Annotated in this window: 12 protein-coding genes; 11 read left to right on the top strand and 1 reads right to left on the bottom strand. The window is 69.3% G+C overall.

The features are described from left to right. The first annotated feature begins 98 nt into the window (after nt 1-98). The 11 genes from PBV52_RS26725 to ectB all read left to right on the top strand — a co-directional run bounded on the left by PBV52_RS26725 (nt 99) and on the right by ectB (nt 12965). A complete protein-coding gene (locus PBV52_RS26725; protein ID WP_306801494.1) occupies nt 99-1712 on the top strand; it encodes an AMP-binding protein in 1614 nt (537 codons plus the stop codon). Between the two features lie 2 nt (nt 1713-1714). Further along, nucleotides 1715-2410: a rhodanese-like domain-containing protein gene (locus PBV52_RS26730; protein WP_274241582.1), complete on the top strand. Its 696-nt coding sequence runs from the start codon at nt 1715-1717 to the stop codon at nt 2408-2410. 81 nt (nt 2411-2491) lie between these two features. Next, nucleotides 2492-3715, top strand: coding sequence for an NAD(P)/FAD-dependent oxidoreductase (locus PBV52_RS26735; protein WP_274241583.1), 1224 nt, complete (start codon nt 2492-2494; stop codon nt 3713-3715). Nucleotides 3716-3756: 41 nt separating this feature from the next. Further along, nucleotides 3757-4743, top strand: coding sequence for a DMT family transporter (locus tag PBV52_RS26740; RefSeq protein ID WP_274241584.1), 987 nt, complete (start codon nt 3757-3759; stop codon nt 4741-4743). Between the two features lie 81 nt (nt 4744-4824). After that, the gene (locus PBV52_RS26745) at nt 4825-5379 is read left to right on the top strand and encodes a DUF3291 domain-containing protein (protein WP_274241586.1); all 555 of its coding nucleotides are present in this window, start codon (nt 4825-4827) and stop codon (nt 5377-5379) included. Nucleotides 5380-5777: 398 nt separating this feature from the next. Next, complete coding sequence (locus PBV52_RS26750) at nt 5778-7688, top strand: class I tRNA ligase family protein (RefSeq protein WP_274241587.1); 1911 nt, start codon at nt 5778-5780, stop codon at nt 7686-7688. Further along, nucleotides 7685-8809 carry an FAD-binding oxidoreductase gene (locus PBV52_RS26755; protein WP_274241588.1) on the top strand — a complete coding sequence of 375 codons (1125 nt, stop codon included), beginning with the start codon at nt 7685-7687 and terminating at the stop codon, nt 8807-8809. The genes PBV52_RS26750 and PBV52_RS26755 overlap by 4 nt, the downstream gene beginning before the upstream one ends. 79 nt (nt 8810-8888) lie before the next feature. Next, the gene (locus PBV52_RS26760; RefSeq protein WP_274241589.1) at nt 8889-9086 is read left to right on the top strand and encodes a hypothetical protein; all 198 of its coding nucleotides are present in this window, start codon (nt 8889-8891) and stop codon (nt 9084-9086) included. Then, nucleotides 9083-10384 (top strand): lysine N(6)-hydroxylase/L-ornithine N(5)-oxygenase family protein, encoded by a 1302-nt coding sequence (locus PBV52_RS26765; protein ID WP_274241590.1) that lies wholly within the window; start codon nt 9083-9085, stop codon nt 10382-10384. The genes PBV52_RS26760 and PBV52_RS26765 overlap by 4 nt, the downstream gene beginning before the upstream one ends. After that, complete coding sequence (locus PBV52_RS26770) at nt 10384-11610, top strand: amino acid:polyamine antiporter (protein WP_274241591.1); 1227 nt, start codon at nt 10384-10386, stop codon at nt 11608-11610. The genes PBV52_RS26765 and PBV52_RS26770 overlap by 1 nt, the downstream gene beginning before the upstream one ends. Before the next feature lie 104 nt (nt 11611-11714). Continuing rightward, the gene (ectB, locus tag PBV52_RS26775; protein WP_274241592.1) at nt 11715-12965 is read left to right on the top strand and encodes a diaminobutyrate--2-oxoglutarate transaminase; all 1251 of its coding nucleotides are present in this window, start codon (nt 11715-11717) and stop codon (nt 12963-12965) included. An 81-nt stretch (nt 12966-13046) separates the two neighbouring features. Here the strand turns inward: ectB and PBV52_RS26780 are convergent, their stop codons facing one another. Next, nucleotides 13047-13499, bottom strand: a complete 453-nt coding sequence (locus tag PBV52_RS26780) for a DUF5994 family protein (protein WP_274241593.1) — start codon at nt 13497-13499, stop codon at nt 13047-13049. Between the last annotated feature and the right edge of the window lie 17 nt (nt 13500-13516).

A 13516-nucleotide genomic window follows, 5' to 3' on the forward strand; every position in this document is an offset into this window, starting at 1 on the left:
AAATGGGTTGACGGTCAATGTTACCGTTCAATAACATCGGCAACGGAAATGCGAACGGAAAGGCAGGATTAAGAAGAGTGGTAGTCAAAGCTGAAGCGATGGCATTACCTCCATGGTCTATCGATCCTGCCCACCAGGCCAACCCGGCACCCGCTCTCGGTGATCTCCTGGCGGCTCCCGCCCGCAAGTGGCCGGATCGCGTCGCGATCGACGACGGAGACGTCGCCTACACGTTCGCCGAACTCGAGCAGGGCGCCCAGACGGTCGCGGCCTGGCTGACCGAGCAGGGGGTCGGCGCGGGGGATCGCGTGGCGGTCCTGACCGAGAAACGCGCGGTCATGCCGATACTCGCCCTCGCCATCTGGAAGTGCGGGGCCGTCTACGTCCCCCTCGACGCCGCCGAGCCGGCGGGCCGGCTGCGAGGACTCCTCACGCGACTGCAGCCGGTGGCGGTCATCGCGCTGGACGACCGGGACCCGGTCGCTCCGGCCGGCTGCCGGCTGGACAGGGAACAACTGGCCAAGATTCTTTCCGGGCCGGCGGCGACTCATTCCACTGTGGCCCATGGACCGGAACAGGCCGCATACATTATTTTCGCGTCCGGTTCGACGGGCGAGCCGCAAGGGGTCGAGAACAGCGCCGCCAGCCTGGTCGCCTATTTCGGCAACCACAACCAGGTCCTCCGATTCACATCGGAATCCCGCGTGCTGAGCCTGTCGCCATTCAATGTGGATGTCTCGATTGAGGACACGCTGCTCCCCCTGTCGCTGGGAGCCTTCGTCCATCAATTCCGCAGTCTGCCCGCCGGTGCCGTCATGCGCGCCGTACTCGGCCGTGAGCGCATCACGCATCTGATCGCGGTCTCGATGCTCCTGGCCATGATCACCGGGGATGGGCGTCAGCTCACCCGGGCCAAGCTGCCCAGCCTGGAAACGGTGATGACGGGCGCCCAGGTCTGCGACCCCGCCGTCATGAACATCTGGAAGCAGCAGCTGCCGGAGACCCGGGTCATCCACGCCTTCGGCCCGCCCGAGGCCACGATCTTCTCCTTGACCTACGAGATCGAGCACGCGGATACGGAGCGCACGACCGCGTATCCCATCGGCCGGCCTCTGCGGGGCATGGACGCGAAGATCATGAAGGACGGGGTCGAACTCCAGCAGCCCGGTGCGCAGGGGGAGCTGTGGATCGGCGGCGACCAGGTCATGCGCGGCTACTTCGACCACCCCGAGGAAACCGCGCGCCTCGTCGTCGATCTGGAGGGGACGCCCTACTTCCGGACCGGGGACATCTGCAGCTTCGCGGAGGACGGCAACCTCGTGTTCCACCGTCACGGCGACGAGGAGATCAGGTGGTTGGCGGGCCGCCGTACCCACCTGAGTGAGGTCCGTCGGGCTGCCCTGAGTTGTACCGGCGTCGAGCGGGCGGTTGTCGCCGTGATCCGGCGCGGCCAACGCGACGTGGTCGCGCTCGTCGTCACGTCGGAGGAACGACAGGCGGTGGCCGACGTGGAGGCGCACCTGCGCGACCTGCTCCCCGACTACATGCGTCCGACCCTGATCGCCTGGTCGCCCCCCGTATCAGCCCCATCGACTGCGAAGACCGCTGAACGCCAACTGATCGAGCGGCTCACGACAGCAGCTCAGCAGTCGAACTCCAACTATTTCGCACTGTCGGCCGATGGCGCCGTCGAGCCTATGGAAAAGGTATAGCCATGTCTGAAGCGGTGAAGGATAAGGTCGCCGAATACCTGGAGACGGCGACGGGCAAGCCGGTGGACCTGGACCCGCTGCCCGACGACACACCACTCAACACCCTTGGTCTGGACTCCCTCTTGACCATCAGTGTCCTGGTCACGCTCCTCGAGGACTGCGGCGTGGACCTGGGAGAGCACGCGGACTCGCTGGTCACTCCGAGCACCCTCGGCGATCTCTACGCCGTCGCCGCCCGGTTCATGGCAGACGAGGACGCGACCCCGGACGACAGCGGCATGTCCCGGGAACAACGATCGCAGTTGGACTACTACCAGGAGAAGCTGGCCTACGAGACCGACGCCGCGGACCTGAAGGCGGCTCTCGAAGACGGCCAGGACCTGGTCGTTGTCGACGGCCGCAGCAGCGAGGCGTACGAGAGGGAGCACATCCCCGGCGCGATCAGCATTCCTCATCGCTCGATCTCTCAGGATTCGCTGGCCGGTCTCTCCAAGTCCCCGCTGTACGTCGCCTACTGCGACGGCATCGGCTGCAACGCCTCCACCAAGACGGCGATCAAGCTGGCGACCGCGGGCTTCCGGGTCAAGGAACTGCTCGGCGGTCTGGACTGGTGGAAGCGGGACGGCTACGCCACCGAAGGGACGCACGCCTCTCAATGCGATGTCCACGCCCACGTCGACTGCGGGTGTGCCGGCTAGGCAGCAGGGAGACAGTCAGCCCGAGCAGAGCAGAGAGATGGTAGTCAACCTGTGAGTACTCCGAAGTTCGACGAGTCGCAGTTGGATGTCGCGGTGGTGGGTGGCAGCATCGCCGGCTGTGCCACCGCGATCCGCTTCAGCCAGATGGGATATCGGGTCGGGATCTTCGACAAGAAGGCGATGAACGACCAGTCCCACAAACGGCTCTGCACCCATTTCATTCAGCCGCACGCGGTGCCGCTCCTGGCCGATCTCGGGCTGGCCCACCTGTACGAGCCCGCCTGGTCTGTGCCCACCAAGGCCATCTTCGTCACGCCCGGGGGCCTGGTCGAGGGACCCGGAGGCTATGTCCCCGGGCCGCCGGATTCGTACGCGCTCAATCTGGAACGGCGCGTGCTCGACCCCGCACTGCGAACAGCCGCGCAGAAGCAAGGCGTTCAGTACATCGACTCCACCGCCGTGGAGAGCATCGAAGAAGACGAGTCCGGCTGGATCCTCCATACCCGCGGGGAGAGTGAATCCCAACGCTTCCGGGCCCGGCTGGTAGTGGCCGCGGACGGGCGCCGTTCGCGGCTGGCCAAGGAACTCGGCAACACGACCGAAGAACACCCCAACGAGCGCGCAGCCCTCTTCGGTTACTTCTCGGGGATCAAGACCCGAGAGGACAACCGCTCGGTCTTCATCATGAACGAACGGGACCTGGCCTGCGTATATCCGCTCGTCGAGGGCAGGACTCAGCTGGTCCTCTTCGCGGAGAAGTCGCGGGTCGAGGGCTGGCAGGGGGCGGAGGGCCGGCTCCAGCAGTTCTTGAACTACTTCCATGACCTGCCGGACGCGCCCTCGATGTCCGACGCGGTCCTGGAGACGGGCCTGCTGGGCTACAACGACTATCCGAGCCAGGTTCGTCAGCCGGTGGTGGGCTCGGTCCCCTTCGTCGGAGACGCGGCCCTGTCCGTGGATGCCATGAGTGGCGTCGGCTGTGGATTCGCGTTGGTGTCGGCCGATCTGCTGGCTCGTTCCTTCGCCGAGCGATCGCTGGACAAGGCTGATCTCGCCGATGGATTGGCCGAATACCGGCAGCGCTTCGAAGACGTCCTCCTCCCGCACGTCGAGACCATATGCGGGGACTCCCTCGTCGAGAAGAACGAGGCGTCCCGGCAGAGGATGTTCCAGGTCATCAGCGGCAATGAGGAACTGAGCCAGAAGTATCTGGCCCTCAGCGGCCGCATGCTGATGCCGAACGAATTCCAAAGAGACCTCGTGCGTGCGCTGATGTCCAGAGGTGCGGCTGGTCTCAAACGCTAGCCCGACCCATGTGCCGCGAGTCAAGAAACAGTGATATGCGTATGAAACAAGCTCCGTCACTTCTCATCGGGGTGCTGTGCGGCGTCAGCGCCAACCTGATCTGGGGTCTGGCATTTCTGATGCCGGTGCTGCTCCCCGACGCGGACGCAGTCACACTTGCGCTGGGGCGGTACCTGGTCTTCGGACTGGTATCGCTCAGCATCGTGATCTTCACACGCGGCGCCGGGATGCGCGGCCTGGACCGGCACATATGGTTCACGGGCCTGGCGTTCGCCTTCGCCGGCCACGTGGGCTACTACTTCTTCCTGGTGCAAGGGATCAGGCACACCGGGGCGCCCATCACCACCGTGATCATCGGGACGCTCCCCGTGACCGTTGCGGTGACGGGAAACCTGGTCCGCAAGGAGTTTCCGTTCTCGCGCCTGCTGGTCCCTCTCGGATTCATCACGGTGGGTCTGGTCCTGGTCAATCTCATGGAGGTCGACTGGGACACGGCCCTCAGCGGCCACGACGGAACGACTTGGGCGATCGGCCTCGCGTCGGCGCTGACGGCGCTCGGACTGTGGACGTGGTACGCGGTATCCAATGCCGCCTTCCTCAGAAGGCACCCGGAGATCCAGCCGTCCACCTGGTCCACGCTCATGGGCGTGTGCAACCTGGCACTTTCACTGCTCGCCCTGCCGATCGCCGCCATGTCCGGCGGAGTGCACATCGACGGAGCGGACTCGCTCGTCCCGCTGCTCATCGGCAGCGTGGTTCTCGGGCTGCTCGTCTCCTGGGTCGGAACGGTGCTGTGGAACCGTTCCTCGGGACTGGTGCCTATTTCCATCGCGGGGCAACTCGTCGTCATCCAGGTGATCTCCGGACTGATCTACGTCTTCACGTGGGACGGCCGTATGCCACCGCCGCTGGAGCTGGCCGGAATCGCACTGCTCATCGGTGGCGTGCTGCTGGCCCTGCGACGTACCCGCAAAACTCCGCCGGCCACCCGAGCCTCACTCACCGAAAAGGCCGAGGTGAGTTCATGAATCGCGGGGCGCTACGACGGTAAAGAGCGACCTTTAGGGCCGAAACCCGACAGGGTATACACAAGGGGAGGACAGGCACTGATGCCACGCGTTGCGTTCACGACTTTCGCGATCCTGAAGAAGCCGTACGGGAATCCTGAAGTCCAGGAGTTCGACGACCTGACGCCGCCCACGTTCGAAGAAGCGGAAGGCAGCCCGGGATTCATCGCTCGGGCGAAGGAAGACCCTGGCCAGAGTCACATAACCAACTTCGAGCGGGACTGGGGGGAGTGGGGCAAGTTCGACGTACCGCGCTTCTACACGGGCGGCCGGACCAACGAGACCGACAGCCGTGCCTCCACTCTGTCGCTGTGGAGCGATCTGGAGTCCGTCTTCTCCTTCGTCTACTCCGGCCTGCATCGCAGCACCTTGCGCAGGCGGCACGAGTGGTTCCTCAAGCCCGAGTGGCCCACCTACGCGGTGTGGTGGGTTTCCGATGACACCATCCCCACCTGGTCGGACGCCTGTCATCGGCTGGAGCACCTGCACGACAACGGTGCGACTGCCGTCTCGTTCACCCTCCGCCAGCCCTTCGCCCCCGACGGCACTCCGACTCAGCTGCGCGGCATGGCCGAGCGGCGCGGGGCCGACGCCTGATCGGCCTCTTGGGCCGCGCCCGTAGGACGCTCGGCTCCCTCACGAAGTGACGTACGCGGAGCCCGAGTTCACCTCCGGCGGACCGGTGGTGATCGAAGCGCGACGCCGAGGCGGCCCGCCTCGGCGCCCGCACTGCCGTCGGCGTGGGCGGGCACCGAGCCGCGCTGCCCACCCGCCGAGTCCATGTCGCACCTCGCCACAAGAGCCGGCCTCGAAGACCGCACGGCTCATCCCGACCGCCTGAACAGGCCGTCCGCTCGCCCAGCGGGCCGGGAGTCTTCCTCGCCGGCGCGCTGAGCCCCCTCATCCACTCCACACCACCCAGGGATTCTTCTGTGATCACGCGTGCCTTCGACAGGTCGGCGATGAGCTGGTCCTATGAGATGCACCTTCAATCCATGCTGTCCGCAGCCGACATCGAGGGGCTGCCGTTCGGGTCCGTCTTCGGCAGCGTCCCCGCGCACACCGTCTCGAAGCGACACGCCCACCAGGACGGCGAGATGTTCATCGTCCTGGCCGGCAAGGCCTTCGTGGTGCTCGGCGACGAGGAGCGTGAGCTGGCACCCGGCGGGGTCGTCTACCTGTCGCCCTTCGGCTACCACGAGATCCGCAACGAGTCCGACGAGCCGTTCGACATCGTCTCGATCTACTGGGAGCACATACCGAGCGCCGTCAAGGCTCTCGAAGAAGCCCCTCCGCGCGGCGCGCTCCCCGCGCGGTCGCTCGTCTTCTGCCCCCCGCCCACGCCCAACGGCGGCTTGCACCTGGGCCACCTCGCGGGCCCCTACGTCCGGGCCGACATGCTGGTGCGGGCGCTGCGCAGCATGGGCCGCGACGCCCGGTACGTGACCGGCACCGATGACCACCAGTCGTATGTCGCCACCGCCGCGCGACTGCGCGGTACGGACCCGGCCGAGGTGGCCACGGCCGAAGGCGACGCCATCCTCGCGACCCTGCGCGCGGCGGGCGTCGGCTGCGACCGGCTCACTCGTCCCGCCGGGGACCCCGAGCACGCCGACCGGATGCGGGAGCTGTTCGCCCGGGTCGCGTCGGCGCCCTCCGTCACGGAGGAGAAGCGGGAGACGGCCTACTGCCCGACCTGCGACCTGTCGCTGCACCAGGCGTTCGCGCGCGGGGCCTGCGCGCACTGCGGCGCGGCCAGCGACGGGGAGATCTGCGAGGCCTGCGGCCGGCCCAACGAGGCCCGGGAGCTCACCGGCCTGCAGTGCCGGATCTGCGGCACCGCGGCCGTCACCCGCCCGGAGCAGGCGCTGTGGCTGGACCTCAACGCCTACGCCGACCAGCTGCGGGACTACCTGCGCAGCGCCTACACCTCGCCCGACCTGCAGACCCTGGTGGAGCGGCTGCTGGAGGAGGGGCTGCCCCCGTACCGGCTCGCCCGAAGCACCGAGTGGGGCGTCGCCGTCGGGGACGGCCAGGCCATCGACGCCTGGGCGGACCTCGCGCTGACATTCCTGGACGCGGCCCGGACCGAGTCCGAGCAGGGGGGCCCGGCGAAGATCACGCTCTTCCTCGGCTACGACAACAGCTTCTACTACGCGGTGCTCCTGCCGATCCTGGCCATCGCGGCCGACCTCACCGAGCACCTGCCCGCCGCGTTCGTCACCAACCAGTTCCTGCACCTGGAGGACGCGAAGTTCTCCACCAGCCGGGGCCACGCGGTCTGGGCCGACGACGCGCTCGCCGCGGCGGGACCGGACGCCGTACGCCTGGCCCTGCTGCGCAACGCCCCGGAAGGGCGCGTCACGTCGATCACCCAGGAGCGCGCCGGCCAACTCGCGCAGGACCCGCTGTACCTCGACGCTCAGGAGTGGCTGGCCGGCTTCGCGGCCCTGACCGAGCAGTCCGGCGGCCAGGTGCCGGGTACCGGTGCCTGGACGGACGCGCACCGCGAGTTCTACCGCTACCTCAACCTGACCACCCAGCAGCTCGACGGTCTGCTGCTCCCGGAGTCGTTCAGCGCGCGTGGATACGTCCGCCTGCTGGAGTCCTTCGTGGCACGCGCCGCCGAGTTCCGCGCGACGGAGGAGGCGCTGCGCCGGGTCCCGTCACTGGCGGAGGAGGCGCGCACGAGCCTGGCCCTGGAGTACCTGGCGGCCAAGGTGTTCGCCGCGCTGGCCTGGCCGGTCGTCCCTGAGCTGGCCCAGCGGGTCTGGGACTGGCTGGGCCTGCCCGCCCAGCCGGTTCGCGAGGCCGACTGGTCCTTCCTGCCGTCCGGCACGCGGTACGTGTCGGCCGCGCCCGACCTCGGGGCGGCGGCCGCCCCTGCCGCGGGCGAGCGGTCGTGAGCCAGGTCGGCACGACAGTGTCCCCTCCTGGCGGGGACCTGCCCGCCAGTGCGGACGTCGTGGTGGTGGGCGCCGGGATCACCGGCGCCTCCATCGCGCACCACCTGGCCCGCCGGGGTGTGTCGGTCGTCGTGGTCGAGCAGTCGCCGCAGTCGGCTGCCGGGGCCACCGGCGCCTCCGGCGGCATGGTGCGTGCCTACGACCTCGACCCGGCGATCGCGGAACTGGCGCTGTCGAGCCTGGCCACGTACCGGGACCCCGGGTGCTGGGCGTCGGGGCGGGCTCCGCTGCACGCCGTCGGGGCCGTGACCGCGGCCGACCCTGCCCAGGAGTCCGCCCTGCGGGAGGCCGCCGGGCGGATCAACGGCGCTCTGCGGGCCTCGGCGCATGTGGTGGCCGAGCGTGCGGAGGCGGCGGGGATACGCCTGGCCGGCGGCGTCGCCCTTGTCGAGCCGGAGGCGGGCTGGGTGGCACCGACGGAGGTCACCGCGGACTGGCTGGTGCAGGCACGTGTCGACGGTGCCGTGGTCTGCCACGGGGTGCGCGTGCGTGAAGTGCAGGCACGCGGCGGACGTCCGGCGGTGCTCACGGACGCGGGTGTGATCAGCGCCGGGGCCGTGGTCGCGGCGGTCGGGCCCTGGGCGGCCGACCCGGTGCCCGGCCTGCGGCCGGCTTCACCGGTCCGATCGCGATCGATCCAGGTGAGCATCGTTGAGCGCCGCCCTCCCGCGCCCTCCCACGCGACCTTCATCGACCTGCGCACCGGGCTGTACGCCAAGCCGGTCGGCTCGGACCGGACGCTGATCGGCATGCCGCACCTCGTGTGGGACTCCGCCTTCGACGCGCAGCCGGATCCCGAGCACGCCGAGGCCACCGTTGCCGCGCTCACCGCCCACTTCCCGTGGCTCACGACAGCGGTGCACCTCAGCTCGGTCCGCGCCGCGGACGCATACGGCTCACCCGGGGGCGGCGGGCCGGCGTCCGGGCTGCTGGAGGGCACCGGCGTGCCGCACGTGTGGTCGGTGCGGGGCTGGAACGGCGGCGGCGTCAAGACGGCACCGGAGGCCGGCCGCCGTATCGCGGAGGCGTGTATGGCCGACGCCTTCTCCGACGCCGCCTGACAGCCGCCCGCCCAGCGGGACCAACACCCCCTGGCGCCCCTCCCCACGCCGCCCCCTCAACACAGCAGTGAGGTGCTCCATGCCGGACGCAGCCGCTCCACCGCTCCTCATCGAGCGCGTGGACGCGTCCACTTTCGAAGCGACCCTGCCGCTCATCGCCGAATACCAGAAGTTCTACGGCCGAGAGCCCGACGACTCCGCAAACCGACGGTTCTTCGGAGAACTGTCGGCGCAAGCACTGTACGACCGTCCGCTTTCCATCAAGGGGGAACAATGACTCGCTGCCACGATCTGCTGGGCATAGGTTTCGGTCCGGCCAACCTGGCTCTGGCCATCGCACTCGAGGAAGAGGGCCACGACCTCGACGTACGCTTCCTGGAAGCCAGGCCGGGCCCGTCCTGGCAGAGCGCCATGATGCTCCCCGGGTCGGACATCCAGAACCACCCCGTGCGGGACCTCGTGTCCCTGCGCAACCCGCGCAGTCGCTACAGCTTCATCAACTTCCTCTTCGAGACCGGGCGGCTGCTCGATCACCTCAACGTCCCGATGGAGTTCCCGCTGCGCAAGGAGTACGCGCAGTACGTCTCCTGGGCCGCGGGTCACTTCAGCCCCCTGGTCGACTACGGCGTGCATGTCACCGGCGTCGCCGTCGACCGCGATGCCGAGGGCGGCCCGCTCTACACCGTCACCACCTCCACCGGGGACACCCTCCAGGCGCGCGCTCTCGTGATCGGCACCGGGCGGGCCCCCTTCATCCCGGAACCGTTCGACACGGTGGACTCCCCGCGCGTCTTCCACCTGACGCGCTACCTGCCGGCTCTGCAGCAGCTGGAGGAGCTGGGCGTGGCCGGCGAGGGCGAGAAGTCGCCGCGCGCCGTGACGGTCATCGGGGGCAGCCAGAGCGCCGTCGAACTCACCCTCGACCTCGCGCGGCGCTTCCCCCGCACCCAGGTGACCACCCTCGTACGCTCGCTGACGCTCCGTCAGAAGGACACCAGTCCGTTCAGCGAGGAGGGGTACTTCCCCGACTTCACCGACTACTACTACCGGGCTTCCCGCGAGCGCAAGCAGGACATCGACTCGTTCATGCGCCTGACGAACTACTCGTCCGCCGACGGCGACGTGCTGCGCGAGCTGTACCGGCTCATCTACGAGCAGCGCCTGGACGGCGACCAGAAGGTGTTCGTCAGCGGCAGCCGCCAGGTGCGTGAGCTCAAGGTGCTGGACGACGGCGTCCACCTCGGTGTCGAGGAGCTGAACACCGGTCAGTCCGAGGAGCACCAGGCCGACTTCGTCGTCCTGGCCACCGGATTCCGCGATCTCGGCCCGGCTGCCCACCAGGAGCGCGTCCCCGCTCTCATGCGTGGCATCGCCGACGACTTCCTCTTCGACAGCCACGGCTACCTGGCCGTCGGCCCGGACTACGAGGTGCAGACGCTGGGCGCCGACACGCCCACGCTCTTCCTCAACGGCCTGTGCGAGTCCAGCCACGGAATCGGTGACGCGGGTTCGTTCAGCCTTCTGTCGCTCAGGGCCAAGGTCATCGCGGAGAGCCTCCGGAAGCGTCTGCCGTAATGGAGCCGGCAGCCACCTCTGTCCCCGGCGCGGCGGTCGCGCCGCGCGAAGCGGGAACGGATACGGGCGACCGGACGGCGCGAAGGCCGCAGCTGCAGATCGCCGCACACCTCTCCGGCGGTGTCCTCGGAGCCGGGATGCTGGTCATGCCGCCCGTCGTCGCAGCGTTGACGGGCGGACACAGCCTCCTGGTCTGGTCGGCCCACATCCTGCTCGGTGGATCGGTCAGCCTCATGCTGGCCATGTTGGTCCGCGCGAGGGTGCGGTCGACCGGGTTGGCGGGTGCCGTCGGGGCCCTGCTGGGCTTATGGGCGCAACGGGCGGTGGACGGCGCCTTCGCCATCGCCTTCACCGCCGGGCAGGCGGCGATCGCATGGTTCGCCGCGACCTGCCTGTTGACGGCCGCGGACGGTTCGCTGCCGCGTCCGGGGACGGACGGTCTCCTGCTCGCCCTCGGCATTCTCGCGGTGGCCGTACTCGCGGCGCTGAGTCCGCTGTCGCTTCCGGCCACGGTGCTCCGGCTGCGTCTGTGGGCCACCGGGGCGGTGGCGCTGGCCTGCGCCGCATGGGGCTGGCCCGCCGCACCCGCGGCGGGTTCGCACACGCCGTTCGCGCCGTCCGGTCTCTCTGCCGAGGGTGCTCACTGGCTGGCCCTCGCGGCGTTGTTCTTCGCCGGTGTCGGATGGGAAGCGGTCACCACCGTCGTCCCCGCGGCCGCTGCCGGGCCGAGGCGCACGGCCGCGGGCGTGGCCCTGGGGGTGGCCGCGGTGGCCGTCGTCTACCTGGGGCTGGCCGCGGTCTACGGTCTGGCCGCCGGGGCACCAGCAGCCCAGGACCCGGTCTCCGCACCCCTGCGCTGGGTGCTCGCCGTCGCGACAGCTGCCGTACTGACCTCTTACTGCTTCACCAACGTGCGCACCGCCGCCCGGATCGCCGCGCGCCTGCGCCCCGGCGAGCGGGGTCCCTCCGAACGAGGCCCCGGCAAGGCCCTCATCGCGGCCGTCGGCATCGCCTGCTGCGCCTTCGCCTGTGCGGGGGCGGCTCGGGACGGTGCCGTCCCCCTCCTGCTGCTGGGACCGGCCGCGGCCGCACTGATCGGCTACGCCCTGGCAGCCGCCGCTGCCGTCCGCCGCGGCGGGCCGCTCCTGCGGTGGGCCGGGGCCTCGGCACTGCTCGTGCTCGTGGGCATGGCGGTCCTCGCCGTGCCTTACCTGCTCGGTGAATGAGCGATGGCCAGGCACTTACGCAGTTGTCCGCCAGATCCGGCGTTCCACCACGGCTCCCTTTTCCAGCTCCATCTCCAGCTCATCTCCAGCTCCGAGGAGACATCATGATCGCCCCCACAATCGAGTCCGAAGTCCGCAGCTACTGCAGGAACTGGCCCGTGGTGTTCGACCAGGGGCGCGGCAGCCGCATGTACGACCGCGACGGCCGCGTCTATCTGGACTTCTTCGCGGGTGCCAGCGCCCTGAACTACGGCCACAACCACCCCGTCCTCAAACGGGCCCTGCTCGACTACCTGGAGCAGGACGGGGTCACCCACAGCCTGGACATGCTGACCGCCGCCAAGGAGAACTTCCTCACCGAGTTCGCGGCGCGGGTGCTCGGCCCTCGCCAGCTGGACTACCGGGTGCAGTTCCCCGGCCCCACCGGGACCAACAGCGTGGAGGCCGCGCTCAAGCTGGCCCGCAAGGTGACGGGACGTCAGACGATCGTCGCCTTCACCGGTGCCTTCCACGGCATGTCGCTGGGGTCACTGGCCGCCACGGGAAACGCCGCCAAGCGCGCGGGTGCCGGCGTTCCGCTCGGACACACCGTGCGCATCCCCTACGACGGGTTCTCCGGCGGCCAGGTGTCCGGGCTGACGCTGCTGGACAGCATGCTGGCCGACAGCAGCAGCGGCCTGGACCTCCCCGCGGCCGTCATCGTGGAGACCGTGCAGGGTGAGGGCGGCGTCAACCCGGCCGGCTTGACCTGGCTCGCCGACCTCGCGGAGCTGTGCAGCCGCCGAGACATCCTCCTGATCATCGACGACATCCAGATGGGCTGCGGCCGCACGGGGCCCTTCTTCAGCTTCGAGGCCGCCGGGATCACCCCGGACATCGTCTGCCTGTCCAAGTCCCTCAGCGGATACGGCCTGCCGATGTCCCTCACGCTCTTCCGCACCGAGTTGGACGTGTGGCAACCGGGCGAGCACAACGGCACGTTCCGCGGCAACAACCCGGCCTTCGTGACGGCAGCCGCCGCCCTGCGGGAGTTCTGGGCGGACAGCACCCTGGAGAAGCGGACCCAAGAACGGGGCCTGCTGTTCGAGGAGAGGCTGGCCGAGCTCGCCGATCGGCACGCGGCGCATGTAGCGGACTCGCGCGGCCGTGGCCTGGTGTGGGGTCTGGCCTTCCGGGAGCCGAGCATGGCCAGGCAGGTCGCTGACGCGGCCTTCGCCCGCGGGCTCCTGGTGGAGACGGCGGGCTCCTACGACGAGGTGGTCAAGCTCATGCCGGCCCTGACCTCCACGGACGAAGAGCTGGACGAGGGGTTCGGCATCCTGCGGGACTCGGTGACATCAGCCGTGGGCGGCTGAGCACGCCCCCAGAGCCATGGGCGGGGGCTGTCGCCGACATCCGCCGCCGATGGCTCCTACCGGAGGGTCGGACCGCGGCTCTCACCTGAGCCCGGGTCGCCCCTCCGACTCCCCTGCGGCTTCTCCGGCGGAGCCGTTCTCGGCGAGGGCCAGGATGCGCGGAGCCGACAGCGGGTTCTCGGGGTCGGCGGCCGCGGTGAGCAGGCGGGCGGCTGTCGCGGCCGGCTCGTCGGGTGGGATGACCAGCAGCTCCCAGCGTCCCGTGGTGCCACAGTCCAGGGTGATGGCATGCGCCTTGGCGTCGAGGTCGGTCCGGACCACCTCGATCGTGTGACCGGGCGCCATCACCTTCTGCGGGGCATCGGGCCAGGACGCGGTGTCCACGGTGACGCGGGTGACGGTGCCGACAGCCGGGTCCAAGCAGCCGACCAGCGCGGGCAACTCCAGCTCCAGCGCGTCACAGCGCGGCCACCACGCACCGTCCAGCGGGCCGTGGCTGACATTCGGCGTGACACTCAGCCGGGGCAAGGGCATCCGATAGGTATGCGCGT

The sequence above is a fragment of the Streptomyces sp. T12 genome (genome assembly GCF_028736035.1).
Taxonomy (GTDB): Bacteria; Actinomycetota; Actinomycetes; order Streptomycetales; family Streptomycetaceae; genus Streptomyces.

What these genes read in the sequence shown, in the direction of transcription:
- PBV52_RS26765 (WP_274241590.1), top strand. Translation starts at nt 9,083, where the DNA reads ATGACTCGCTGCCACGATCTGCTGGGCATAGGTTTCGGTCCGGCCAAC.
- PBV52_RS26745 (WP_274241586.1), top strand. Translation starts at nt 4,825, where the DNA reads ATGCCACGCGTTGCGTTCACGACTTTCGCGATCCTGAAGAAGCCGTAC.
- PBV52_RS26725 (WP_306801494.1), top strand. Translation starts at nt 99, where the DNA reads ATGGCATTACCTCCATGGTCTATCGATCCTGCCCACCAGGCCAACCCG.
- PBV52_RS26760 (WP_274241589.1), top strand. Translation starts at nt 8,889, where the DNA reads ATGCCGGACGCAGCCGCTCCACCGCTCCTCATCGAGCGCGTGGACGCG.
- PBV52_RS26770 (WP_274241591.1), top strand. Translation starts at nt 10,384, where the DNA reads ATGGAGCCGGCAGCCACCTCTGTCCCCGGCGCGGCGGTCGCGCCGCGC.
- PBV52_RS26740 (WP_274241584.1), top strand. Translation starts at nt 3,757, where the DNA reads ATGAAACAAGCTCCGTCACTTCTCATCGGGGTGCTGTGCGGCGTCAGC.
- PBV52_RS26730 (WP_274241582.1), top strand. Translation starts at nt 1,715, where the DNA reads ATGTCTGAAGCGGTGAAGGATAAGGTCGCCGAATACCTGGAGACGGCG.
- PBV52_RS26750 (WP_274241587.1), top strand. Translation starts at nt 5,778, where the DNA reads ATGCTGTCCGCAGCCGACATCGAGGGGCTGCCGTTCGGGTCCGTCTTC.
- PBV52_RS26780 (WP_274241593.1), bottom strand. Translation starts at nt 13,499, where the DNA reads ATGCCCTTGCCCCGGCTGAGTGTCACGCCGAATGTCAGCCACGGCCCG.
- ectB (WP_274241592.1), top strand. Translation starts at nt 11,715, where the DNA reads ATGATCGCCCCCACAATCGAGTCCGAAGTCCGCAGCTACTGCAGGAAC.